Origin of the sequence: Paenibacillus sp. FSL R5-0810 (genome assembly GCF_038002285.1) — a bacterium.
In the GTDB taxonomy this organism is placed as follows: domain Bacteria; phylum Bacillota; class Bacilli; order Paenibacillales; family Paenibacillaceae; genus Paenibacillus_AQ; species Paenibacillus_AQ lactis.
Genome location: NZ_JBBOCF010000001.1, coordinates 1,329,421 through 1,354,796 on the forward strand (window position 1 = coordinate 1,329,421; position 25,376 = coordinate 1,354,796).

At 50.9% G+C, this 25,376-nt stretch carries 24 protein-coding genes and 1 riboswitch; of the genes, 19 read left to right on the forward strand and 5 right to left on the reverse strand.

Annotated features, from left to right (window positions below):
• Positions 1–44 precede the first annotated feature (44 nt).
• Together MKX76_RS06045 and MKX76_RS06050 are read left to right on the forward strand one after the other, a co-directional pair.
• Entirely contained in the window at positions 45–563 is a 519-nt protein-coding gene (locus tag MKX76_RS06045; protein ID WP_210095190.1) for a hypothetical protein, read from the forward strand.
• A 74-nt stretch (positions 564–637) separates the two neighbouring features.
• Positions 638–910, forward strand: coding sequence for an ATP-dependent DNA ligase (locus tag MKX76_RS06050; RefSeq protein ID WP_007130126.1), 273 nt, complete (start codon positions 638–640; stop codon positions 908–910).
• A gap of 89 nt (positions 911–999) precedes the next feature.
• On the opposite strand, the gene MKX76_RS06055 is transcribed toward MKX76_RS06050, so the two are convergent.
• Positions 1,000–2,220 (reverse strand): hypothetical protein, encoded by a 1,221-nt coding sequence (locus MKX76_RS06055; protein ID WP_007130125.1) that lies wholly within the window; start codon positions 2,218–2,220, stop codon positions 1,000–1,002.
• A 287-nt stretch (positions 2,221–2,507) separates the two neighbouring features.
• Between MKX76_RS06055 and MKX76_RS06060 the strand changes: the two genes are divergently transcribed.
• The 4 genes from MKX76_RS06060 to tnpA all read left to right on the forward strand — a co-directional run bounded on the left by MKX76_RS06060 (position 2,508) and on the right by tnpA (position 5,694).
• Positions 2,508–3,422 carry a LysR family transcriptional regulator gene (locus MKX76_RS06060; RefSeq protein WP_040738675.1) on the forward strand — a complete coding sequence of 305 codons (915 nt, stop codon included), beginning with the start codon at positions 2,508–2,510 and terminating at the stop codon, positions 3,420–3,422.
• A gap of 251 nt (positions 3,423–3,673) precedes the next feature.
• Positions 3,674–4,144, forward strand: a complete 471-nt coding sequence (locus MKX76_RS06065; protein ID WP_007130123.1) for a DinB family protein — start codon at positions 3,674–3,676, stop codon at positions 4,142–4,144.
• Between the two features lie 252 nt (positions 4,145–4,396).
• Positions 4,397–4,945: a GNAT family N-acetyltransferase gene (locus MKX76_RS06070; RefSeq protein WP_007130122.1), complete on the forward strand. Its 549-nt coding sequence runs from the start codon at positions 4,397–4,399 to the stop codon at positions 4,943–4,945.
• A gap of 275 nt (positions 4,946–5,220) precedes the next feature.
• The gene (gene tnpA / locus MKX76_RS06075; protein WP_007127619.1) at positions 5,221–5,694 is read left to right on the forward strand and encodes an IS200/IS605 family transposase; all 474 of its coding nucleotides are present in this window, start codon (positions 5,221–5,223) and stop codon (positions 5,692–5,694) included.
• 171 nt (positions 5,695–5,865) lie between these two features.
• Here tnpA and MKX76_RS06080 read toward each other — a convergent pair whose 3' ends face one another.
• Entirely contained in the window at positions 5,866–6,306 is a 441-nt protein-coding gene (locus tag MKX76_RS06080; RefSeq protein ID WP_007130121.1) for an Lrp/AsnC family transcriptional regulator, read from the reverse strand.
• 161 nt (positions 6,307–6,467) lie between these two features.
• On the opposite strand from MKX76_RS06080, the gene namA reads away from it, so the two are divergent.
• Positions 6,468–7,490 (forward strand): NADPH dehydrogenase NamA, encoded by a 1,023-nt coding sequence (gene namA, locus MKX76_RS06085; protein ID WP_007130120.1) that lies wholly within the window; start codon positions 6,468–6,470, stop codon positions 7,488–7,490.
• 32 nt (positions 7,491–7,522) lie between these two features.
• Here namA and MKX76_RS06090 read toward each other — a convergent pair whose 3' ends face one another.
• Positions 7,523–8,425, reverse strand: a complete 903-nt coding sequence (locus MKX76_RS06090; RefSeq protein ID WP_007130119.1) for an AraC family transcriptional regulator — start codon at positions 8,423–8,425, stop codon at positions 7,523–7,525.
• 123 nt (positions 8,426–8,548) lie between these two features.
• On the opposite strand from MKX76_RS06090, the gene MKX76_RS06095 reads away from it, so the two are divergent.
• Complete coding sequence (locus MKX76_RS06095; RefSeq protein WP_007130118.1) at positions 8,549–9,325, forward strand: phytanoyl-CoA dioxygenase family protein; 777 nt, start codon at positions 8,549–8,551, stop codon at positions 9,323–9,325.
• A 419-nt stretch (positions 9,326–9,744) separates the two neighbouring features.
• Positions 9,745–10,377 (forward strand): YdcF family protein, encoded by a 633-nt coding sequence (locus tag MKX76_RS06100; protein ID WP_034275186.1) that lies wholly within the window; start codon positions 9,745–9,747, stop codon positions 10,375–10,377.
• 3 nt (positions 10,378–10,380) lie between these two features.
• Here MKX76_RS06100 and MKX76_RS06105 read toward each other — a convergent pair whose 3' ends face one another.
• Entirely contained in the window at positions 10,381–11,826 is a 1,446-nt protein-coding gene (locus tag MKX76_RS06105; protein WP_007130116.1) for a PAS domain-containing sensor histidine kinase, read from the reverse strand.
• 213 nt (positions 11,827–12,039) lie between these two features.
• A riboswitch (ZMP/ZTP riboswitch) is annotated at positions 12,040–12,121 on the forward strand.
• Positions 12,122–12,185: 64 nt separating this feature from the next.
• Between MKX76_RS06105 and purT the strand changes: the two genes are divergently transcribed.
• From purT to MKX76_RS06125, 4 genes are all read left to right on the forward strand, one after another.
• A complete protein-coding gene (gene purT, locus MKX76_RS06110) occupies positions 12,186–13,346 on the forward strand; it encodes a formate-dependent phosphoribosylglycinamide formyltransferase (protein WP_007130115.1) in 1,161 nt (386 codons plus the stop codon).
• A gap of 379 nt (positions 13,347–13,725) precedes the next feature.
• Positions 13,726–15,084, forward strand: coding sequence for an MATE family efflux transporter (locus MKX76_RS06115; protein ID WP_007130114.1), 1,359 nt, complete (start codon positions 13,726–13,728; stop codon positions 15,082–15,084).
• Positions 15,085–15,180: 96 nt separating this feature from the next.
• Positions 15,181–15,876, forward strand: coding sequence for a response regulator transcription factor (locus MKX76_RS06120; protein WP_007130113.1), 696 nt, complete (start codon positions 15,181–15,183; stop codon positions 15,874–15,876).
• Positions 15,873–16,976, forward strand: coding sequence for a sensor histidine kinase (locus MKX76_RS06125; protein WP_007130112.1), 1,104 nt, complete (start codon positions 15,873–15,875; stop codon positions 16,974–16,976). The genes MKX76_RS06120 and MKX76_RS06125 overlap by 4 nt, the downstream gene beginning before the upstream one ends.
• Before the next feature lie 135 nt (positions 16,977–17,111).
• Here MKX76_RS06125 and MKX76_RS06130 read toward each other — a convergent pair whose 3' ends face one another.
• Positions 17,112–18,209, reverse strand: a complete 1,098-nt coding sequence (locus MKX76_RS06130; protein ID WP_232239450.1) for a glycoside hydrolase family 88 protein — start codon at positions 18,207–18,209, stop codon at positions 17,112–17,114.
• Positions 18,210–18,581: 372 nt separating this feature from the next.
• On the opposite strand from MKX76_RS06130, the gene MKX76_RS06135 reads away from it, so the two are divergent.
• The 6 genes from MKX76_RS06135 (at position 18,582) to MKX76_RS06160 (ending at position 25,344) form a co-directional block, all read left to right on the forward strand.
• Positions 18,582–18,764 (forward strand): tautomerase family protein, encoded by a 183-nt coding sequence (locus MKX76_RS06135; RefSeq protein WP_007130110.1) that lies wholly within the window; start codon positions 18,582–18,584, stop codon positions 18,762–18,764.
• Positions 18,765–18,770: 6 nt separating this feature from the next.
• Positions 18,771–19,724 carry an ABC transporter permease gene (locus MKX76_RS06140; protein ID WP_007130109.1) on the forward strand — a complete coding sequence of 318 codons (954 nt, stop codon included), beginning with the start codon at positions 18,771–18,773 and terminating at the stop codon, positions 19,722–19,724.
• A 15-nt stretch (positions 19,725–19,739) separates the two neighbouring features.
• The gene (locus MKX76_RS06145) at positions 19,740–20,612 is read left to right on the forward strand and encodes a carbohydrate ABC transporter permease (protein ID WP_007130108.1); all 873 of its coding nucleotides are present in this window, start codon (positions 19,740–19,742) and stop codon (positions 20,610–20,612) included.
• A 126-nt stretch (positions 20,613–20,738) separates the two neighbouring features.
• Positions 20,739–22,319, forward strand: coding sequence for an extracellular solute-binding protein (locus MKX76_RS06150; RefSeq protein ID WP_007130107.1), 1,581 nt, complete (start codon positions 20,739–20,741; stop codon positions 22,317–22,319).
• Positions 22,320–22,426: 107 nt separating this feature from the next.
• Positions 22,427–23,476 (forward strand): response regulator, encoded by a 1,050-nt coding sequence (locus MKX76_RS06155; RefSeq protein ID WP_007130106.1) that lies wholly within the window; start codon positions 22,427–22,429, stop codon positions 23,474–23,476.
• The gene (locus MKX76_RS06160; RefSeq protein ID WP_028407272.1) at positions 23,473–25,344 is read left to right on the forward strand and encodes a cache domain-containing sensor histidine kinase; all 1,872 of its coding nucleotides are present in this window, start codon (positions 23,473–23,475) and stop codon (positions 25,342–25,344) included. The genes MKX76_RS06155 and MKX76_RS06160 overlap by 4 nt, the downstream gene beginning before the upstream one ends.
• Positions 25,345–25,376: the final 32 nt, after the last annotated feature.

A 25,376-nucleotide genomic window follows, 5' to 3' on the forward strand; every position in this document is an offset into this window, starting at 1 on the left:
GGGCGTCTATATATGCGCCTTTTCATCAAGGAGATTGACATCAAATGAAAATTCAACTTAAATTCACTTTACTGGTGTGTCTGTTAATCTCGATCCTTTCTGGTTGCACAAAAGCACCAGATAGCCCTGCTCTAGAGAATCAGTTAAAAAGTGTACTAGAGAAAGCAAGTATTAGCTTTGACAAAATATTGCATTACGAAGTAGTAGATAATGGAATTGTTGTTTTTTACACTCATGATGACAGTCTTAATGAGAGCTATATTGAATATAACTCAGGGAAATGGAAATTGGTTAATAGTAGTGGAAGTGCCTCTTTAGTTGATAAAGATATTCCAATTTCTTACGTTTGGGACTATTCAGAAACAGTACCGTTTAGGATTGTTTATGGATCAATTAATCAAGGAGATATAGAACAGATTAAGGTAAATGGAGAAGTAACAAATAAAATTACCTTAAGTGATGGTCTAACTTTCTGGTACCTCATATTAGAAGAACCCTACTCTGCGGACAGTAAACTCGAGGCCTTTTCAGCTAATGGTGATCTAATATACGAAAAAAAGTAAAAAGTTTAATCTCTAAAATTTACCACCTCCTTATCGTTTAGCAAAACGCTATAATTCGATAAGGAGGCGTTTTTATGTTTATTGAACCGATGTTACTCGCAACAGCAAAAACCCCGTTCTCGGACTTGCACTATATATTCGAACCTAAAATCGATGGTCACCGCTTGATCTACTCGCAGCAGAACGGTACCGTTCGCCTATACACTCGAAATAACAACGATTGTACGCGTCAATATCCCGAAATAAACGGCTCAATTAATGCTCTGTTTCCACATGACATAGTTTTGGACGGCGAAGTTGCATGCGTTGATCCAGCAAAGGCATCTCCGAATTCGAATCCGTTATGACGCGCTTCCAGGCGAACAAGGCGGATAAAATCGCTGCATTAACTGCAACTCTACCATCCACTTTCGTCATATTTGACGTATGGGGCCTATTACTCTTGATTCTGATGAACGATAATCACTTCGGCAGCCGTAATTGGCGGCAGCGATTTCGTCATTACCGGCGAATGATAAGCCGTAATTTTGGTACCAGGTGCAAGCTCTGCATCCGGGTCAAGTCCCGCAATAATCTGTGTATCCTTCGAAATGTTCAGGATCACGTCATTGTCGGTGGAGGAATCCGATCCCACATTGATATAGAGCTGTTCCTTTGAGTTGCGCTCCGACTCGGCGATGGTTCCTTCAATCTTCGGAGCTTTCGTATCGGATACAACGATCTTGTCGGCATGGGTCCGGGCAGGATAAATCAGCGTCATCACCTGGGAGTACAATGCCTCAATGCGCACGCCTTCCTTCAAAACGTCACGGCTGAGCGCAGCCCCGTTCTTGTCTACAATCTCTGTCTTTTCATCCACCGTTAAGATGACGTAGTTGACGCCGCCGGTCTCAAGAGCCTGACCAATGACGGTGATTTTGCCATCTGTCGTGTCGGTTATGATACCGGTCGTTCCCGCAGGCTGGTCAAGATCAGGCAGTTCTGCAGCTTCGGTGTTAACCAGGATATAGTTGGTTGTCGATTGCGGAGGAAGACTCATGGCAACGGCCGGGCCATAGAAAGACTTCACCTGCATGCCGGCTTTAAGCTCGCTTTCCTCCAGCGTATTTCCGTTCTGGTCAATGATTTTAGCTTTCGGATCCAGATGGAGCAATATGGTCTCCTCATCGGATGTGTAGAGGTTGCGTCCTTCCACAAGAATACCGGCCTTGCTGATTTCAGAGATTGTACCGTCAATCGCGGCGAAGTCTCTGTCCAGCGCGATGATGGTCAATGCTTGACCTTGTGCGGGCAGGCTCTTGGTGATATTCGGGCTGTAAAATGCTTTGATTGCTTTGTTCTTGTCGACGATCGACTGCAGCTGTACTTTATTGCCTTTGGCATCGATGATCTTCGTATCTTGGTTCACCGACAAACGGATCTCGCTCTGATCGGTAGGCCCGAGCCCGCGTCCGGTTACGGTAATCCATTTTTCATTGCTGTCATTTACATAATCGGTGATATAACCCATCGTTCCGGGCACAACCTTCACTTGCTGCTGTAAGTTTCCTTGACCGGAAGTTATCGGGGCGGGAGACACTGCTTGCGCATTAACAACCGGCATGGCTGCCATCGCAAGAAGTGTTGTCGTAGCTAGTACTTTGTAAATTTTGTTCATTACGGGTCTCCTCCATTATTATGTAGATTGTCCTAACGCGATAGGAAGTAACCAGGCACGATTTTCTTGGTAAAATGTGCTGGATTCATAGTCATAGACGGCAAATAAATGCAAAGGTTGCAGTCCGCTAAAAAAACGGAAAACGAAATTCCTCATCTTTTTGTTTATGTGATTAGGACGGCCTCATGCCAATTGAAAAACTTCCGGTTTACAAATCGGCTTGCTGTAGGATATAAGATATCTAATTGATTATGGAGCTGTTAATGGATTATAAAGGGGGGATTCGTATGAACCTTCATGCTCTTCGAATATTTAACGACGTATCCAAAACAGGAAGCATCACGCGTTCAGCACAGAACCTGCTCTTAAGCCAGCCGGCCGTCACCGCGCAAATTCGAAACCTTGAGCGCGAACTCGGTTTGAAGCTCGTTGAGGCCAGGGGAAGGAATATCGGTCTTACCGAAGCAGGGGAGCTTCTGGCTCAGCATTCGCAGCGGTTATTCGCAATGGAAGCTGAAATCGAGGGCGTCATGGCTGCGATGAAAACAGGCCTTCTAGGAAGCTTGAAAATTTGCGCGACGGAACTTCCTGAACGTACGCTGCTGCATCGCTGGATAACCGGCTATAAGCTTGAGCATCCTGAAGTGGCGATCCAGCTTCTTAAGGGCCAAGCCCGCTCTGCATTGCAGCGCTTGCTGGATGAGCAAGTACATATTTCGATCGTTTGCGGCAATTGGCCGATTGAGGATGAAGCCGTGGATTATTTCACCATCCTCGAGGATGAGTTGATATTTGCCGTCCCGGACAGCCACCGGCTTGCCGGGAGGGAGGTTACGCTCGATGAGCTGGTGAAGGAGCCTTTTGTCATGAGAGAGGAGGGGAGCTACACGCGTGACCAGCTGCTCACGTTATTTCGATCCACCGGATACGACCAGCCCCGTTGTGCGATTCTGATCGAAGGCCTGAAAGAAACGGCAGAGGCCGTTCAATCAGGCTTCGGCATCGCGCTTCTGCCTTCGCTGTTCGTGAAGAAAGAGCTTGCTTCCGGTCAGCTTAAGCGGATTCATGTCAAAGGTGTGAAGCTGCCGCATCCAATTCGGGTGTGCACGCGCAAGCACGGGACCGAATCGCCCGTCATTCGCTCGTTCATTTCCTTTATCCAATCCGATATAAGGACGGCAGACCAGACCATCGAAGGATGAGATGCGAATAATTATGATTCATCCATTTTTTTTATGAATCCGCTTGAAATCCATATTATTCTTTTTTCATGCCATACGATACACTCGGGATAACCGGGGCGCCGACTACGAGTATGGAGGAGAGAGAATATCGATCATTCATAACAACATCAAAATACGACTTTTCGAGCGTTAGAAGGGAAACGACGCCAGTATCGAAATAAGCGAAATTACGCTACACACTATTTTTTCCTTTAGAAGGGGTGCCAAACATGAGAGATTTTATATTTGAGCATTTAGATTTCGTACGGAATCAGACATTGAATGTCATCCGGCAGGTTTCCGACGCGGAAGCCGAGATGATCCCGGAGGGCATCAACAACCATATAAAGTGGAATGCCGGGCATATTTATTACACGCTGGAATCGTTTGCTTTCGTTGTGAACGGTGAACCGGCGGAGCTGCCGGAGGCCTACCAAAAGCTGTTCCGCTCGGGGACCAAGCCAAGAGAAATTGAGGCAGCTTGGCCGTCGATGGAGGAGATCATCCAGCATCTTGAAGGTCAGGTTCGACGGATCGAGGAGCGATACGCCCATCGTTTGCAAGAAACCGTGAAATCCCCGTATACGACCTCCAAAGGCTTGAAGCTTACGACCGTGGAAGAATTTCTAAGCTTCTGTCTCTACCATGAAGGCATGCATTTTGACAAAATCAAGACGATTCTAAATAGGGTAACGTACTAAAAAAGGCAAAGCAGAAGTCCTCCAAAGGACTCTTTTGTACATATTCTACCTTAAATTAGATGAGCATGCGAAAGCGTACGAAGGGAATGATCATATTCATGTCGAATATGATGGTTATGCCAACAATGGCAGGGTGAACAAAAGGGGTTGATTCGTAGTTATTCAAGCACATCGCTTTATTCGACGAAACGCATTTGCGACTCTATTGAAGTTATTAGATCATTAAATAACTTTAATAAGGAGCGCTTTAAGATGCATATCGTGACAGAAAGATTGATCATACGGGAATTCGTTGAAGATGATTGGGATCAAGTATTGGCATACACCGCAGATCCGGTTGTGATGAAATATATCCCAGAGGGCGTATTTACTGAAGAGAAAGCCAGGCAGTTCGTGCTGCTCCATCAGGGCAAGAACGCCAAAAATTATGCGGTTACGCTTCGAGAGGGACAAGCACTGATCGGTCATATCGTATTTCACCCGTGGTTCGGCGAGCACACGTACGAGATCGGCTGGGTATTCCATCCCGGATATCAGCGTAAAGGATACGCAACGGAAGCCGCTGCTTCCACGTTGAATTACGCTTTCACCAACCTTGGGTTGCACCGGGTGGTGGCTACTTGTCAGCCGGATAACATCGCTTCTTACAGGGTGATGGAGAAGATCGGCATGCGCCGGGAAGGGCATTTTATTCAGTGCATCCCAAGGGAAGACGGTACCTGGTGGGACGAATACTATTACGCGGTGCTGAAGTCGGAGTGGGTACTCTGTTCAAGCCGGAGCAGCAAGGATGTGAAGTAGGAAGTTCCACAAGGCGTGGGGATTGAAATGCAGCATCAACTTAACGATATGGTAGAACCGGCTTGAAGCCGATAAACGATGCCAATTGAAAAAGGTCTTCGTCCTATCAGAGGATGGAGACCTTTTTTTTGTTGCGGCTTTAGCCAGTTGAGCTCGCGAAGCGTGCGAAACAAAAAACCACCCGCTATGCGGGTGGAGAGATCGAGGTTTGACCAACAAGACCATTCCGATAAAATTGAGATGTTCAGGCTCAATAATGAAAGGAATGGTCTTAGATGGCAAACAAGAGCTATAGTTTAGCTCACACGAAGTGGATGTGCAAGTACCACATTGTGTTCACCCCGAAGTATAGACGGAAAGAGATTTATAATCAAGTGAGGAAAGACTTAATCGAAATATTCAAACGATTATGTAAATACAAGGGAGTGGAGATAATCGAAGGTCACATGATGCCCGATCATGTACATATGTTGGTAGCAATTCCCCCAAAAATCTCAGTATCATCATTTATGGGATACCTGAAGGGGAAAAGCTCACTCATGATATTCGAGAAGCATGCTAGCTTGAAGTATAAATATGGTAATCGAAAATTCTGGGCGGAGGGATACTACGTCAGCACAGTGGGCTTGAATGAAGCCACCGTGGCAAAATATATCCGTGAGCAAGAAGCACATGACCAAGCAATTGATAAACTGAGTGTGAAAGAGTATGAAGACCCATTCAGCAAAAACAGTAACAAGAAGAAGTAAACCAGTTTAACTGGTAAGTGAAAGTGACAAATTACACTGAGCCTGAGCAATTTTATTGTCAGGCTAGCGTCTTTAGGCGCAGTTTGGCAACAAGGGGTTATACCCCAAGAGCAAACCACCCGTTTGACGGGTGGTTCTGATTTAACCGATTCGGCGCTTGCCGAAATCCGGCTACTCTTCAACCTGTGAGGGCAGCAGCACCCTGTTCTCAATCGGGGACGACATGACGATCAATGTCGTGGAATCGCCGAATTGTCCTGTTTGGTTAATGAACGCTTCGAGTGCCCGCATCGAGTCGCAGACCACTTTTATAAGATAATTATGTTGACCGCTGATACGATGGCATTCGACAACCTCGTTCGATTGCTCGCAGAAAGCAATGAAATTCTCGCAATGCTTCGTATGGAACAGTAAATACGCCATACAGTGCTTGTTCAGCTTCTCAGTCGACACGACGGCCCGATATCCGATAATGACGTCCTGCTCTTCCAGCTTGCGGACCCTCTCGGTTACGGCCGGCTGAGACAGCCCGATGAGCTTGCCTAGCTCCGTCATGGAAAGCCGTGCATGATTTTGCAGCAATTCGAGGATTTGGACATCCGTTCGATCCACATGCGCACCTCCTTAGAAAATAAAGCGTAAATCCCGAAACTTCCTTGAAAATTGCGGTGAAAATAATGAAAAACCTTTAACTTTCCATTCTCGCTTGCGCCTTCATCATATAGGATTAAGCCATGAGATGCAAAGCATAAAAAACGGAGAGGAGAGCAGTTATGTCCATGTTATTCAGTCCGATTACCATCCGCGGCGTACGGTTAAAAAACAGAATCATGATGTCGCCGATGGGCACGTTAGCAGCAGACCAAGAAGGGAAGCTAACCGAATGGCAGTATTTGCATTACGGCGCGAGGGCGATCGGCCAAGCGGGATTAATCATGATTGAGGTAACGGCCGTTGAGAGGACGGGGGCAGATCCGGGCGGATTGGGATTATGGGATGATGGGCAGGAGCAGCGGCTTCGAGAGCTTGTGAGCATGCTGCACCGGCAAGGGACGGCTGTTGGCATGCAGCTGGGTCATGCCGGCAGGAAGAAGGAGCAAGGCACCGGCTTCTCTTCGTCAGGGGCAGCGTATCGGGGGAAAAGGACGAAGCCGATGACGATTGCGGAGATCGAAAGGGTCATCGAGGCCTTCAGGAACGCGGCTGTCCGTGCTAGGCGAGCAGGCGTTGACGTCATAGAACTTCACGGCGCTCACGGTTACCTCATCAATGACTTTTTGTCCCCTTTGACCAATCAGAGAGAGGATATGTATGGAGGTTCAAGGGAGAATCGGTACCGCTTCCTCGGGAGGACCCTTGAGAAGGTGCGGCAGGTTTGGAACGGTCCTCTATTCGTGAGAATCTCTGCGGAAGAATACCATCCTCATGGGAACCATATCGAGGATCACCTTGACTTTGCCGAGCGGATGAAAGCGCAAGGGGTCGACCTCATCGACGCGAGCAGCGGGGGCGTAACCGATCAAAAACCGGAGGTATATCCAGGCTATCAGGTTGCCTATGCGGAAGCGATTCGCCGTCAGATTGGAATGCCGACCGCTGCAGTCGGGTTGATTACCTGCGGGAAGCAGGCTGAAGAGATCCTCCGCAAAGGTCAGGCCGATCTCATCGCGGTTGGCCGTGCCCTGCTGAAAGACCCGTTCTGGCCACGGACGGCAGCCGAGCAGCTGGGAGAAACCATATCTGAGCCGGCCCCATACCGTAATCAATGGTTCACCACCGGATATACAGAGGGTTAACAGCAGAACGATCAAGCCGAATCGATGAGCTGTTATTCGGTACGTGCTGCCAAGACTGCTTTAAATTTAGCGCGGTATGCTGCCGGTGGTACGCCCTTCGTCATGGTAAACAATCTCGTGAAGTAATGGACGGACGAAAAGCCGGTACGCTCGGCAATCAGCTTAATCGGTTCATCAGAAATCGTCAGCATAAGCTCAGCGGCTCGAATTCGCTCCGTTCGGACGAAGCTGGAAAATGACTCATGGATGCAGGTTGCGAACAATCGCGACAGCTGGCGAGGGGATATATTCAAAAATCGTGCAACCTCGCTTAAAGACAGCTGCTGACGGCCCAAGTTATCCCTGATGTAGAGCTTTGCCCGCTGAACAAGCTGGGCGGAGTGGGAGAAACCGGTGGAGATTTCCGGCCCTTTCGGGAGCGTGTCCTTTTTGCCGAACATGACGGAAAAAGACTCAAGCAGCGCATGCGCGAGGGGCGGCAAGAGCGTAACCGGCAGTGATTGGCCTGGCTGTTCATGGATGAGCAGCGATTTCCACAGATGGATTGACGGCGCTTCGCGGGCATCCTCAATCCATACCGGCCCTCCTTCCAGGACACGCAAGTAGTTCATGGCGTGATCCTCAGCCGGATGGTTTCTGACTTCAAAAGCAACGAATAACAAATCCAGTTGATCGACATTTTGGATCCGATGGTAAATATCTGGCCTTGAACAAAAGGCTGTGCCTTGTCGCAAGGGAAAATCGACGCCGGCTTCAGTATAGATGCCTTCGCCATTGTCAACGTAACAAATCTCCAGGAAGGAATGCTTATGCATCGCATTGGTAGCCAAATTCCGGACGCTTCCCCAATAATGTACGAGAAAGGAAAGACGCTCGCCCGGCAGATGCCCGGCATACCGATTGAGCCGCTCCTCGCTGTGGGTCCATTGAATCATCGTTATGAACACCTCCTTGGCGTAATTGTACAAATTGTGGTCCTCGCTGTGCAAATACGTCGATGCATGAGCTGCCTATAATGAAACCAGAACCAAAACAAGATTGAGGAGGGTTTCTAAGGCATGATTAATGAACAAGATGTCCAATTTTACAAAGATTATGGGTATCTGCTGGTCCGGAACGTGTTCGATCCGGCGGAAGTGGAAGAGATGCGGGAAGCGGTTGAGAAGATTATCCGGAGGGCGGCGCGCGCCAAGGCGGATCAGAACCACGCTTGGCAGGGCGATTATCTGCCTCCCGAGCAGCTGAAGAAGCTGGTGCTGAAAGGGTTTCATGACGTACACTATCATGATGCCGCTTTCATGCGCGCCGCCATCCACCCGCGAATGACCGCCGTACTGCAGCAAATTATCGGACCGAATGTGCAGCTTCATCATTCCAAAATGCTGGTGAAGCCTCCCTCAAACGGGGCAGCCTTTCCGATGCACCAGGATTATCCTTACTTCCCTCATCGTGATCATACCATGCTTGCGGCAAGCATTCACCTGGATGATGCGGATACGGAGAACGGATGCTTGTGTGTCGTTCCCGGTTCCCACAAAGAAGGAATACTTCCTCATGTAGGCTCGTATTACCTGAACCACAAGGAATATCCGATATCGTCAGGGACACCTTGTCCGGCATCGGCGGGAGATGTACTCTTCTTCAACTATCTGACCATCCATGGGTCGGACGTTAACCGCAGCGAGCGAACAAGGCGAAACGTGTTGTTCCAATATCGGGATGCATCGGATCTGCCGACGGCCAATGTTCACTTTGATTGGGGGATGGGGCTGATGGTTAGCGGTGAAAATCCCGACTTTAATAACGTGAAGCCGAAGTACGAGATCGTGGGCTAGCAATGTCATGGCTGAAAAGAATTGTATTCGGATGAGAAGAAAGGATAAATCTCAGCTAAAGGCGACGGTTAAACAGGGATGCTTTGAATCCCTGTTTTTTCATTTTGCGTGGCAAGCGTCGTGGCTAGCTCGATCTAGTCGCTGCTCCGGCTTCGAGCCGCTCCACCTCGATCTTACCTCTGCCCCATTCATCTAATCCGTATATCTAATTCGTGCATCGATCGCTTACATCTAACCCGTCCTTGATCCTCGCACCTAGTGGACTTAAGCCGGTAAAGGAGCTTATAACCTAATGAAAATACCGGGGGAGAGAACCGGTATGGTAGAATGGAGTCGTATTGAACGGATTCAGCTCCTATCAATTTAAAAATCAACGCTTTGCTGCGAAAAGGCTTTCGAGGAAGATCGGGGGGGAGTTTGTGAATAATGTAAATCGGTCTCGCAAAGTCGTAGGAAGCCGAAGAAAGACGATCCGGCGAATCGTCCTCTCAGCTGCTGCCGTTATCATGGCATATATGGTTTATGCGGCCGTCGCCATATGGACTTACGGAGCAAAGACCGAGCCTGTAAAATCCGATGCCGCCATTGTACTTGGAGCGGCCGTGTGGGGCGATAAACCCTCCCCCGTATTCCAGGGACGCATTGATCATGCCTTATGGCTGTATAAGCATCAGTATGTGGATAAGCTGATCTTTACGGGGGGACGGGGATCGGACCTTGAGTCGGCGGAATCCGAGGTTGCCCGGGATTACGCGATTGCCCGGGGAGTTCCGGAAGCAGACATTCTGATCGAAACGGTGTCAAAGATAACGGAAGAGAACCTGTCCCATGCCCAAGCGGTCGGTGAACAAGAAGGTTTGTCCACGTATTTGATCGTCAGCGACCGGCTTCATATGAAGCGGGCGATGACGATGGCGGACGATTACGGAATGAAGGCATATCCGTCACCAACGGATCGAAGTGCATATCAAAGTTTCCGGAGCAAGGTTCCATTCCTGCTTCGGGAGATGTTTTATTACACCGGTTATGTCGTGCTGTCGCCTTTTCGCTAATATCTATAAAGCAGGCAGCTGAATCGTAAAGCTGGTGCCCTGCTCCGGGGAGCTCTCCACATGGATCGATCCGCCGTGATTATGGATGATGTTTTTCGTAATCATATATCCGAGCCCGGTTCCGCTATCCTTCGTTGTGTAGAAGGGCTGTCCCAACGACCGGATCTGCTCTGGCGTCATGCCGATACCATCATCCTGGACGATGATATGGACATCGCTGTCGCTTTGCTGAATGGTCAGCGTGATCGTTCCTCCTTGATCCATCGCCTCCATGGCGTTCTTCAGCAAATTGATGAATACCTGCTTCAGTTGATTCGCTTCGCCGTGAACGTATACAGGCTCGGCAGGGAAACGCGGGATGATCTCGATATTGTTCAGCGCAGCCTGGACCTTCATCAGGGTAACGATTTGTTCGACGATGCCGAGCACGTCAAATGGCTTGCTGACATGGGAGGTTTCCGGCTTGGATAGCACCAGCAGTTCATTGACGATCAGCTCGATCCGTTTGAGTTCCGATTCGATGATATCGAAATACAGCTTATTGCTTTGCTCCGACGAACGAAGGAGTTTAATGAAGCCGTTAATTGACGTGAGCGGGTTACGGATCTCATGCGCGATTCCTGCTGCCAATTGTCCTGCTGTCGTCAGCTTTTCGGACTGCATGATGCGATCCTCTTCCATCTTCTGCTCTGTGATATCTTTGAATATGCTAAGTGCGGCCTTTTCGCCTCTATAGGTGGTGACCAGCGTGATACCGGAGACGATTTTTTGTTGACCGTCCAAACAGCGGATAAGATATGTAACGGGTCCGATTTCCCGATATTCCGCATAACGCGTTCTTCGCCTTGCAAGCTTATGATGCGAAGAGGGATCAACCACGACATCGGTTGAAATTCCGAGCACGTCAGAGACATTCGAGGCGTGAAGCAGCCGTAGCGTCGCCTGATTTGCGTACTGGATCATGCCGTACTTTGTAATGAGCGCGGAAAGCGGGAGCTCTTCCAGGAGCTGCTGGAAGCCTTCTTCCTTCTCAACCAGTTTCATCTCCTTCTGTGTCAGCTGTTCCTGGAGCTCGTAAACAGGGGTGAGATTCTCAAATTGGACCAAGCAATGGCGGAACGGCGATTGCGCTTCAGCGGATGCCGAAAAGTGAAGCTTCAAATCCAGATTCCGTCCGGCAGGATGTTCGTATTTCATGCCAACTTGGAGTGCGGTCACCTGAGAAGGCTTGAGCTGGAAATCTCCCGTCTTGTGCCTAATCACTTCCTGAATTCCGCCGATGTTCGTCGCTTTCAGCGCTCCATCCATTAATTCTTGTTTGGAGCAGCCCAATAACTCACACAAAGCCGAATTGACTTGAAGCACTTCTCCGTCGATTGAAACGATGGCCATTCCGATGATGGCGTGTTCAAAAGCAAAGTCCTGACGCTGGACAGAATAGGGGAGCACGGCAAGTCTCCTTTCAATTGACTGTAAGGTTTGATCACCCCCCTATTATATGTGCTGGATGCGCTTTCATCAATGAAAGGGCGATAGATTTGGTAACTTGCGCGCATGGAACGGATTGGTCAGTGGCCGCTTTCGGTGATTGTCATGAGCGGTCATATTGCATTCATATTGCATTCATGCTCAATATTCAGTATGATTTAGCTGACAATGAGTAGGTCGATGTGTGACTGGCGCTGCATGGGGGAACCATGAGGGAGCACATGGATGACGACAGCCGTACGCCTGGGCAGAGGTAAGGGAAGTTTATTTTCCCTTACCTCTTTTTAATATTTCTATTTTGAAAAGGGGACTGGAGAACGATGTATAAAACGAAAAAAATGCTGCTGCTGGGATCCGGAGAACTCGGAAAGGAAGTCATTATCGAAGCGCAGCGGTTAGGTTTGGAGACCGTGGCGGTAGACCGATATGCCGACGCGCCTGCCATGCACGTCGCGCATCGCCATTACGTCATCGATATGCTCGACGGCGCCAAGCTGAGGGAAGTCATCGAGCGGGAACAGCCTGATCTGATCGTTCCCGAGATTGAGGCCTTGGCCACATCCGAGTTAGTGAAGCTGGAGGAGGAGGGCTTCCGCGTCATTCCTACCGCAAGAGCGGCCAAGCTGACGATGGACCGGGAGGGCATCCGCAGGCTTGCTTCGGAGAAGCTCGGATTGCCGACGGCCGGATACCGCTTTGCGGATAACTATGAACAATTCGAGGTCGCGGTAAGGGAGATGGGCTTTCCTTGCGTAATTAAGCCGCTTATGAGCTCTTCAGGGAAAGGGCAGAGCGTCTGCCGATCGGAGAGCGACATTGAATCATGCTGGAACAATGCAATGGAAGGCGGGCGCGTACAGAACGGCCGGGTGATCATCGAGGAGTTCATCACCTTCCAGTCGGAAATCACACTGTTAACGGTTCGTTCGGTGAGCGGGACAAGCTTCTGTCCGCCGATCGGACATGTGCAGGAAAGCGGTGACTATATCGAATCCTGGCAGCCTCATCCGATATCCGAGCAGCAGATGAAGGAAGCCGAGCGCATTGCGAGGGCCATTACCGATGAATTGGGCGGCTTCGGATTGTTCGGCGTCGAGCTGTTTCTGACCGAGGATCAAGTATATTTCAGTGAGGTATCGCCTCGCCCGCATGATACCGGATTAGTTACGCTGGTCACGCAAAATCTGTCCGAATTCGCGCTTCATGTCCGGGCCATCCTCGGTTACCCGATTCCGGAAATCGTGCTGATCACCCCGGGCGCCAGCCGTCCGTTGAAAGCACCGGGTGAGCTTGAAAACTACAAGATTACGGGCGCCGAGCAGGCGCTCGCGGTACCGAGCACACAGGTTCGTCTATTCGGCAAGCCTGTGACAAAGGCTGGCAGAAGAGTAGCGGTGGCCTTGTCGACCGCAGGCGAGGTGGAGGAAGCGCGATCTCGTGCCAAACAGGCATTGGACAAGCTTGGGGTGGAAGAAGCATAACGGTGTTAGCCTTCTTCCGAAGTGCGCCTTATCCGCTTATGCTTGATATCAAATCCATTTGAAGAATGCAATACTGCCCAATAGCGAGAGGTCAGCCGGATTGCCAACGGCTGGCCTCTTTTCCATAAGAGGATACGTTAGATCCCTATCTACGAATGGCCATACGATGATCGGAAAGGCAGTGCCATGGAAATTATTTAGATTTTGAATATAAACCTGCATCACTTTTGCCGTTGTTCATGATAAGATACACAAGAAAACAGCATTCGTGCTGCCCGGAAGACCCATCGCCCGATAAGCGACCCGGTGTGCAGCAGGAAACCATACATATTAGAAAAAAGATGTTGAATGGCGAACTTCACATCATAGGAGAGCACTCATGAAAGATATGACACAAGGCAGTCCGATTAAACTGATCATCATGTTCACGATCCCGCTGTTAATCGGCAATCTGTTTCAGCAATTCTACAATATGGCCGACACGCTCATTGTCGGACGCACGATCGGCGTGAACGCACTGGCGGCCGTCGGTTCGACCGGAAGCATTATGTTTTTTATTATCGGCTTTGCGCAAGGCCTGACGGCAGGCCTCTCCATCATTACCGCGCAGAGGTTCGGGGCAAAGGATATTGCTGGTGTGCGTAAAAGCGTCGGCACGAGCTTTTGGATCAGTATCGTTTTCACGATCGTCCTGACCATCCTTAGTATCGTGTTTACGAAGCCTGCCCTTGTCATGATGAACACGCCGGTTGAAATATTGGATGATGCTTATTCGTATTTGATCGTAATCAATGCTGGCGTCGGCGCAGCGGTGTTATTCAACCTGCTGGCCAACCTGCTTCGGGCGCTCGGGGACAGCCGCACTCCGCTATTGTTTCTGGTTATCGCAAGTATTCTGAATATTGTGCTGGATCTCGTGTTTATACTCGTCTTTAAGATGGGCGTAGCGGGTGCCGGGCTAGCAACTGTCATCTCACAGCTGTTCTCTTGTCTGCTCTGCCTGATCTATATCCATAAAAAGGTTCCGTTGCTGCAGTTCAAAACGGCCGACTGGTCGATCGATTGGACGTTTATTGGCCAGCATATGCGGGTGGGCTTCCCGATGGGCTTTCAGGCATCGATCATCGCCATCGGGGCGATTATTCTTCAGATTACGCTGAACGGTCTTGGCGCACTGTCAGTTGCGGCTTACACAGCGGCTCAGAAGATCGATATGCTCGCTACCCAACCGATGAACTCCTTCGGCGTTACGATGGCAACCTTTGCGGCGCAAAATTTCGGGGCGAACCGGATCGACCGGATTCGGCTAGGCGTCAAGCAATGCATTTTGCTCTCGGGATCGTTTAGCATCCTGGTGGGGGTGCTTGTTATTGTTGCAGGTCCGGCCGCCGTCTCTTTGTTTGTCGGTCAGGGACAGGAGCAGCTGCTGGATCTCAGCGGCCAGTATTTCCTAGCGAACGGAACAACCTATTTGCTCTTATCTTTGCTGTTCATTTACCGGTTCTCGCTGCAAGGGCTTGGCCAAAGCTTCATCCCTACCGTCGCCGGCATTATGGAGCTGATCATGCGCGTCGTTGCCGCTATGTTCCTGTCGGCTCTGATCGGGTTCCCCGGGGCATGTCTCGCCAATCCGCTGGCTTGGCTGGGGGCGCTTATTCCGCTTGGAACAGCGTATTATTTAAGCATGAAGAAGCTGAGCAGACCCGCTCAGCCCGCCTCGATACCGGTTCAGACGTAACGGATGATTCGGATTATCCGGGACGCCTGGAGCATCCCTAAATAAAAATAGAACAACTCAAGGCATGAAGATTAATTCCAGCAAGGAGAGTCGGGAATGAGGACGATATTAATCATCGATGATGAGCCGAACATCCGGGAAGTTCTTGTGTCGTATCTCCAAAGAGAACAGTACCGGACGCTGGAGGCGGCAAATGCTAAGGAAGCATTGGAGCATATGCGGGACGGAAAGGTGGACCTGATCATCCTGGATTTGATGCTGCCCGACATGGACGGCGAGCAGCTCTGTGCCCACATCCGTTCATTCAGCCCGGTTCCGATCCTGATGCTGACGGCGAAATCCGCAGCAAGCAGCCGGCTCAAGGGCTTTTCCTCCGGAGCGGATGATTATGTCCTGAAGCCGTTCGATCCGAGGGAGGTTCTTGCACGAGTCAAGGCCATCTTGAGACGGTCCGGCGATGATGCCGAGCTGCTGTCAGATGTTACGGTGTATCGGCACGGGGCCCTTGTCATTCATTCGGGCAAGCACGAGGTGACCTGCCATGGACAGGCCGTGAGCTTGACGCCAAACGAATATAAACTCCTTGTACTGCTGGCGAAATATCCGGGACGTCATTTCTCCCGTGAGGAGCTTGTTGAACGGGTTCTTGGTTTTGATTATGACGGCGATATCCGCACCATAGATCAGCATGTCAAAAATCTAAGGCATAAGATCGAGCAGGATCCCAAACAACCGAGGTTTATTATAACGGTGTACGGCTTTGGCTACCGGTTCGGAGGCGAGGAATCATGAAGCGAAGGCTGGATCTGCGGCTGGCTGCCATCATTATCAGCATCACGACCGGGATCTTGATTATGTTTACCGGGATCAGCATTTTGACCAACCATTATCATATCGCGATGTATCAGCAGCAGACCGCGGAAGGGCACGGGATCGACCAGCTGAACTACCATCTGGAACAGGCTCAGATGCAGTCGATCATACTGACCTGCATACTGTCGATCGCCCTTGCCACGGTGACCGGCATTTACGTGGCAAGACGTATCTCCGCGCCGCTGGTTCAAATGAAGCAAGCGGCTGAGAGGATGACGCGAGGTGATCTGGCCACCCGAATTCATGTAGATGGCGAAGATGAGCTCGCCGGGCTTGGAGGTTCGCTTAACGAGTTGGCTTTGCAGCTTCAGAAGCAGGAGCAGCTTCGCAGAAGCATGACCCAGGATATCGCGCATGAGCTTCGTACGCCGTTAACCACGTTAAAAAGCCATACCCGTGCATTGGAAGACGGAATCTGGGAGCCGACGGCTGAACGGTTTCGCACTTGCTTGCACGAGATCGACCGGTTGATCGATCTCGTCACCGAGCTTGAGGATCTGCATGATATGGAATCGCCCGAATTCCGCCTTTGCCTAGCCAGGCAGGATATGTCGAAGCTGATGGAGCGGGCGGTGCTGCTGGTCAAGCCCATGTATCTTGAAAAACAGGTGAAGCTGAAGTATACCAGCGGACCGCCGATGCCTGCGATGGTCGATGCCGATCGAATCCACCAGGTCCTGGTGAACATGCTGAGCAATGCCCTTCGACATACCCCTATGGGGGGACGTGTGCGAGCAGAGCTTATAGCCGAGAATAAGCATGTACTGGTGCGTATCGAGGATAACGGCCAAGGCATCAATCCGGACGATTTGCCCTTTATTTTTGAAAGATTCTATCGTGGGGATAAATCAAGGAATCGGAATAGCGGCGGAAGCGGAATGGGGCTTGCCATCGTGAAGCGCCTGGTAACCGCCCACGGCGGCCAGGTATGGGCTGAGAGCCGAGGAGCGAATCACGGCAGCTGTTTCTTCATTCGATTGCCGATCGAACGCACGGGTACCGTCCCGATACAAACATAACGAACAGCAAGCGCCAGGGAAGGCGCTTGCTGTTTTTAGTTTTGACGCGATCGTGCGTATCGGACAGGCATTAAGATCAAAGCAGGAAGCAGCCGATTGGAAGCGAAGCATTGGCATTACAATTCCATGGTCGGATCAGAAGATCCGTTGCTTCCAGCCCATGAGCTTTGCGGCCGATTCCAGATAGTAGTAATCGCCGTATATCAACGACACATTGATATTTTGACCCGCGGGCTTATGGCCGGTTGCCCCTTTCAGAATGCCTTCGTACTCCGGATCGTCCCATTCGGCGTATCGTTCGGTTAATGAGTCCATGATTTTTACGGCATGTCGTATGTAAAGCGAAGCCTCGTTCTTCGGTACGAGAGCGGCGATTTCGAGCAATCCCGAGGCGGCGCAGGAGGCAGCGGAGGTGTCCGGAGGCTCGAGCTCCGTATCTGATGATGTTGAAGCCTCTACAAGCTCTGTCCGGAAATCCCAGGCAGGAACTCCCTCCTCACCGAGCGCGGCGATAAAATAATGCGCAACCCGTTTGGCAGCATCAAGGTATTTGGCGTCGCCGGTATACCGGCAAGTGTTTGCCATGCCGTGCAAAGCCCAGGCAGCCCCCCTGCTCCAAGCCGAGTCCGGTCCGAAGCCTTGGCCGCCAAGCGCACCGATATAGTCTCCCGTTACGGGATCGAAGATGCAAATATGCTTGACAGAGCCGTCGGCTCGAATGAAATGCTCGATCACTGTGTCGGCCTGCTGGGAGGCGATATGGGCGAATCTCGGATCGCCCAGCTCCTCGGATGCCCAAAAGAGAAGGGAAAGATTCATTGTGGAGTCAATAATGGACCAGCCTTCATTGCCGTGGTTCCAAGCCGTCCGATCAACCGTGTTCCAGGCCCGGATATAACGACCCGCCGGGTTGAACCTTCCTGCTAGCATCGTAGCTGCCAGTAGTCCTCTGCGCCTGGCATCCGGATCACCGGTTAATTTATGCTTAATGACCGCCGTCGGCAGAAATTGAAAGCCAACATCATGATGGAAGTTGTTCTGTGAAAAGAAAGCCTGCTCCAGCTTGACGTCCCACTCCCATGCTCGTTCCTTATACGCGGGATCCTTGGTCATATCGTACATGATCCACAGCATGCCCGGCCAGAAACCCGATGTCCACCAGTCAATGCGGGTTGAATCGTATTTGCCGTTCACTGCTGCGTGCGGGACCTTATTTGCCAGCTGGACAGCCATTCTCGACAGCTTATCCTCCAGCAGCCTCCACAGCCCCGCATGGGCATCATGCCCCGGGCTGAGGCGGCCCGCCTCCGATATTACGCGGCCCTCTGTATGATTTTCGCTCATGATTTACCTCCGTTCGGATCGTGATTGATGCGATCATAATCGCTCGGGTTTGCTTCATTGTTCCACAAGCAGCCTTCTTTTTCCATACTTCCGATCGAACTTCTAGTAAAATGACAAGCGCGTCTTATAAAAACACAAGCCCGGTGGTTTCGCCTAAAAAAAACACAAAGGAGCCGATGATCTTCCATTGCTGCATGGCTAGCCGGGCTCTTAGGATATGAGTATTCATATTCACACCATAAGCAAGGGAGGCGAATGCCGTTGCCGCAAATTACGATCAAAATGTACGAAGGGCGGTCGGATGCTCAGAAGGAAGAAATCGTCGAGGTTTTTACCAGGGAGCTGTCCCGAATTATCGAACGGGAGCCCGAGTTCATCAGCATCCGATTTGACGAGATTCCGATTAATGAGCATGCGCCGGCCAATTTGAGAAACAAGAGGTGAGGAAGGATGGCCGATCGAAATCATGCGGCTGGATTGGGGACGCTCAAGAATAAACGCAAGAACGTATTAGGCTTCATGTGGAAGTACAAGGCGCTGTACTTGATCTCGCTTCCGGGACTTTTGTTCTTCGTCCTGTTCAAATACGTGCCGCTTCTCGGCTCCGTGATCGCGTTCCAGAATTATAATCTGTTCGCAGGCGTTACGAAGAGCCCGTGGATCGGTCTGGAGCATTTTGAACGGATGTTCTCGCATTATGATTTCTTGAAAATCCTGCGCAATACGCTTTTGCTGGGAACGTACGACATCTTGTTTGCTTTTACGGCACCGATCGTACTGGCGCTGCTGTTGAACGAGGTAAGACTCGTGCTGTACAAAAAAATCATTCAGACGATTTTTTATGCGCCGCATTTTCTGTCGTGGGTAATTGTAAGCGGTATCTTCGTCGGGATTTTATCACCGAGCTCGGGAATCGTGAACGTCATTCTCGGATGGTTCGGCGTTGAGCCGATTTATTTCCTCGGCGAAGATTCCTATATCCGGACCGTGCTGGTCGGTTCAGGCTTGTGGCGGGATGTCGGGTGGGGGACAATCATCTATCTGGCTGCGCTGGCAGGCATCAACCCCGACCTGTACGAAGCCTCGAACATCGACGGGGCGGGAAGATGGCGTCAGACGCTCAGCATAACGCTGCCTGCGCTGCTTCCGGTAATTACGATTCTGTTCCTGCTGAAGATCGGCGATTTTCTGGATTACGGGTTCGAGCGCGTCTTTGTTTTTCAGAATCCGCTCAACATTCAATCCAGCGAAATTCTGGATACGTATATCTACAAGGCCGGTTTGCAGCAGCTTCAGTACAGCTACGCGACCGCGATCGGGCTGTTCAAATCCGTGGTGGGTTTGTTCCTGATCGCGATAGCCAATGCCATCAGCAAGAAAGCGACCGGCGAGTCGCTGTATTAGAGGGGGGTGACGAAGGTGAAATACGATAGTCCCGGCAGAAAGCTGTTTCTCGCAGGCAATTATATGTTCCTGACCCTTCTCGCGCTGACCATGCTGCTGCCGTTTCTTAACGTCATTGCCCAATCGTTCAGCAGTCCGGGCGCGATCGATCGGGGCGTGGTGATGTTCTGGCCGGTAGAATTTACGCTGGCGTATTATGAGCATGTGTTCCAAGATGTTTCGATCTGGCGAGCGTTCGGGATCAGCGTCTACATCACATTGCTGGGGACATTCATCAATCTGGCGGCGACCGCATCCCTTGCGTACCCGCTTTCGAGACCGGAGTACGTGGGAAGAAAGACGATCATGGTGTTCATTCTGATGACGATGATCTTTACGGCTCCACTCATTCCGCAATTTATTCTGATGCGTGAGTTGAGCCTGGTGAACACCCTCTGGTCCCTGATGCTGCCGACGGCGATAAGTGCTTTTAACCTGTTCGTGCTGCGGACCTTCTTCGCTCAAATTCCGAATGAACTGATCGATTCCTCGCGTATCGACGGGTGCAGCGAAGCTAGGACGCTGTGGAGCATCGTGCTGCCGTTATCTAAGCCGGCGCTTGCCACTGTGGGGATCTTCTACTCGGTGACCAACTGGAACAAGTATATGGATGCGCTCTACTATATCAACGACCGTGCAAAGTATCCGCTCCAGGTGAAGCTGAGGGAGCTCCTCGTTAACGAGGGGATGACGGATACGGGGAACATGGCATTTGAAGCGAGCTCCCAATCCGTGCAGGGCGTTCAGATGGCCGTCATTCTTGTCGCCACGCTGCCCATTATCCTCCTGTACCCGTTCCTGCAGCGCTTCTTCATCCATGGGATGATGATCGGTTCGATCAAAGAATGATTCTAAAAAAACGACAAACCGGGCCAAAGACATTCCTTGTGACTACCATAACGGCTCTCTATACTGAGGTTAGGTTTGAAAGCGCTATTATATAGCGGACATTCTAGCTTGAAAAGAGGGGGATTTATGAGTAAACGCTGGAGACGTGTGATCACGGCCGGACTGGTGCTTGCCATGCTGGCAGGCTGTTCAGGCAATAACGGCGGCAGTAACGGAGCCAACGGAGTGGGCGGCGAAACGCAAGGGGGTACTGATGGAGGGCCGACGAAATTCTCGATCTCCATGCGAACGCTGAACGTATCCTACGTGGAGAAGAATCCGGATATCAACAAGGACAAATACGTGCTGGAGCTGGAGAAAATGACGAACACGGACCTGGACATCCGGCTGATCCCGCATAACGAGTATCAGGATAAAATGGTCCAGATGTTCGCGACGAACGACATTCCGGATGTCGTTCAAGGTACCGGCGGGATTAGCGGTCCGGAGCTCGCGGGCGCTGTAGAGAACGGCGTGTTCCTCCCGCTGAATGATCTGCTCGAGGAGCATGGTCAGGACCTGCTTCAATTCATCCCGGAGGAGGCCTGGAAGCGGATGACCGATTCCAAGACAGGCAATATATACGGTATTCCGGAGATCCTGTCTAACCCGTCCCGGCGCGCGACATGGATTCGCACCGATCTGCTGAAGAAGGTCGGGAAGGAGGTTCCGACAACCGTTGAAGAGACGCTGGATGTGCTGCGTGCATTCAAGGAGGCGGGAGTGGAGCAGCCTTATGCCGGCCGGCAGAACTTTAAATATGCCGATACCTTCTTCGGCGCTTATGACGTGCTGGGTTATCTGAACCAGTTCAAAGTATTCCCTGACGGCAAGGTAAAGCCTAGCTTCTTCGATGAGGAGAATATGAAGAAGGCAATCCAAATCTACAAAACGATGCATGAAGAGGGATTGATCAGCAAGGAGTTCGCAACGATCGAGAGCGCGGATTTCAAATCCATCGTCACGAGCGGCAAAGCTGGCATGTGGTCCATGAATGCGAACGAACTCCCGATTTGGGGGACTCAGCTTAAAGAAAATGTGCCTGAGGCGGAGGTTGCGCTCATCCCGTCGCCTGTCGGCCCGGACGGAAAGGGCGGATATGCCCATTATAACCCGGTTACGCGGTCCTTCTTCATCAACGCAAAAGCCAAGGACAAGGCAGCGGATATCGTCAAGTTCTTCAACTGGATGGTCAGTGAAGAAGCGGAGCTGTACTTCAGCTTCGGCATTGAAGGCGAGGATTATCAAGTAACGGACGGCAAGCCGGTATTCGAGGTTCCAACGGATGCCGCCGGCGCGGATAAAATGCGGTATCTAAACTATTGGCTGTGGATGGTTCAGGATACAACCTACAACAAACGCGTATCCGAGCTGTCCGATTCCGGCAAAGCGCTGATCGATGCGTTCGATCATATGCTTGCAAGCGAAGGGCGCCGGGGAATTGAATTCGATCCGAGGCTGGAAGCCATGGTGAAATATCCGGAGCTGACTCCGAAATCCGACGAGCTGCCGCCGCTGATTCTCGAGCATGTGCTTCGAATGGTATACGGCCGGGAGCCGATCGAGGATTACGGCAAGGTGCTGGAGGAGTACCTGTCAAAGGGCGGCAGCGAGATCATCGAGGAGGCAACGAAGCGATTTAACGAAAAAGAAAACGCTTTCGAATAAGTGGAGCTTGTTTTAGTATAGGGTGGAAGATACTCCTCTGCTTATCCATTGCAGGGGAGTATCTTGCTAACCCTATACACACTCGCTAATCCGAAAGGGGAATGGGAATGTACCGCGTTCTGGTCGTTGACGATGAACCTATGATAAGAATGGGCCTTACCAAACTGATAACTCAGGCGGATCCTTCCGTGATCCTGACGGAAACCGCCGGCAACGGCATCGAGGCGCTGGAAGCGATCCAACAAGCCCGGCCGGATTTTATCTTCACGGATATCCGTATGCCGAAAATGGACGGTCTGGAGCTTAGCCGGCAGCTGCATGAGCACTATGGCGATATCACGGTTGTCGTCGTCTCCGGTTACGGGGATTTCGAGTACGCCCAGAAATGCATGTCATATGGAGTGAAGGAGTATTTGCTGAAGCCGGTTACCAAATCAGTGGTGCACCATACGATCAGCAAGCTCATGACGGAGCGGAAGGCGCTGCTTGAGAAGCAGCGGGGGTATTTTCCATTATCCAAGCTGGAAGCTTGGCTTGAGCAGTTGGAGCTCGCCGTATGGCATTTGCAAATGAACGAAATCCAGGTAAGGCTTCAAGAAATCGAGGAATACTGCCAGGAACGAAAGCTCGAATCGATTCAGCTTCAGGATTTGCTGGGTGAGCTGTATGCGAAACTAATCAAGCAGCTAAACAGCAGGGATGTATACACTTTTGAGCGAATGGCGGGATTTCTTAAGGCGGAGTCCGGCAATCCGGGGAATATGTTTCAAGCATTCCGGCAAGCCGTGGAGCAGACCGTCCAGCAGATCCGGGCAAAGCGCAAAGGCAATGCCAAAGAGCCCGTCGAGGAAGCCAAAGCTTATATCGAGCGCAATTTGTCCAAGGATCTTTCGCTAGACGAGGTGTCGGATATGCTCGGATTGAATCCGTCTTACTTCAGCCAGCTGTTCAAACAATTGACGGATGAAACCTTCGTGCACTACCGCATTAAGAAAAGGATGGAGATGGCCAAGAAGCTGCTTGCCATCCCGCATTACAAAATAACGGACATCTCGTTTGAGGTGGGCTATGCGGATCATCCCCATTTTACGAAAACCTTCAAGAAATTTACCGGATACACCCCTTCCGAATACCGGGAGCTGTTGGGGATCGAATAATGAGAAGGAGCTTGTCCCGCCAAATCTTTCTGTATTTCCTAATTGTCGTACTATTCTCCCTGACCACCGTCGGCGTGTTTTTCTACCTCAAATCGTCCGAAGCCATTGATGAACAGGTGGAGAAATATATGACGACTGTCATAACGAATGCCGCACGCCAGACGGATAGTCAGCTGCAGATGTTCGAGCGGATCAGCAATACCATTCTCCTTCAGGATTCGGTAAAAAAATTTCTGGATATGGACCCGGCCGACAGCTACGAGCATTACCGGTTCACCCATTTGATCCGAAAAGACGTATTTCAGAAAATCTTTATTCAGTATCCGACCCAAACGCATATGATGTACATCCTGGGGTACCATGGCCGATCGATCTTCGATCAGAATCAAAATTTCTCCGCCATGTCGATTGATCCGTCGGATCGGCTGCAGGAGCTGATGGAGAAGACGCCGGACAACGGCGAGATCGCCATTCTCAAGACGAGTCTGCTGGAACAAGATCGCGGCAATGTCATTACGGTCGCCCGGAAAATCCGCGGCATGAGCACGTATGACGTAAAGGGCGTTCTCGCTATCGAGTTTAATGAAAACCAGCTGTCGAGCCTATGGAATGGCGTTGATCTGGGTGAACAGGGCTTTTTCTTCATCCTTGACCGCGAGGGTGAGGTGGTCTATGCACCGGATCACGTTGATATGAACGGGATTACGGCAGGCGGCTTGCCGCAGCGCATTATTGCCGAAGGGGATAAACGCTTCATTGAACCGGTGCTTGGCGAGCGCACGATGATCATATCGAGGCAATCGGATTATTCGGGATGGAGCCTGGTCATTATGATGCCGCTGGAGGAGCTAAGGGCGCCCATTTCTAGCATCCGATCGACCACGATGATTGTTGGATTTGTCACATTGATTATAGCGCTTGTCCTGGCATACCGGTTCGGTAAATCCATCGTCGATCCGATACGGAACTTAAAGAACGGCATGCGCCAGACAGAGAAGGGAAATTGGACCCACATTACGGACGCCAAGCCGCGTGAGGATGAAATCGGAGGGCTGATCCACAGCTACAATCTGATGGTCAGCCGGCTGTCGGACATGATCGAGCAGGTATACGATACCGAGCTTCACAATCAGAAAACGCAGCTGGAGCTCCAGAACATTCAGCTGGAGCGGCAGCGGGCGGAGTTCCAGGCGCTGCAGCTGCAGATCAATCCGCATTTTCTGTATAACACGCTCGAAACGATTAACTGTTATGCGATCGTGCAGGACTCCGATGAAATTTCGGAGATGGTGGAGTCGATGGCCTTCATGCTCCGATATTCGATTCAGACGAATTTGGAGGAGATCACGATCGCGAATGAGCTCAACCATGTCCGCCATTACATGATCATCCTGAAGCACCGGATCGGACGGGACTTCGAAATCGAGGTGGCAACGCCGCCGGAGCTGCTGCTGGAAAAAATGGTCCGGCTCTCCCTGCAGCCGATCGTCGAGAACATTTTTCAGCATGCGTTTCCGGAGGGGATTGAGCCGTGGCATTATATCCGAATTGACACCCGCATCGAAGGGGATCAGCTGCTGGTGATCGTGGAGGATAACGGTTCCGGCATTCCGGAGGCTAAGCTCGGCCGGCTGCGCCGGCGATTGGAGAAAAACCGTCTCATGGACGAAGATGAAGGACGGAATGCCCGCCGCAGAGGCGGGATCGGGATCGTGAATGTACATCGGCGGATACAGATGGTGTACGGCGAGGATTACGGCATCAAGATCCGCAGTCAGCCGGGATCGGGAACCAAGATCGTGATGACGATGCCGCGGATGGAACGCGTTAATGATCAGGAGAGCAGGCTGAAGCAGCTGCAAACGTGACGCTGCTTCAGAGTGGGTAACGGGAGATCAAC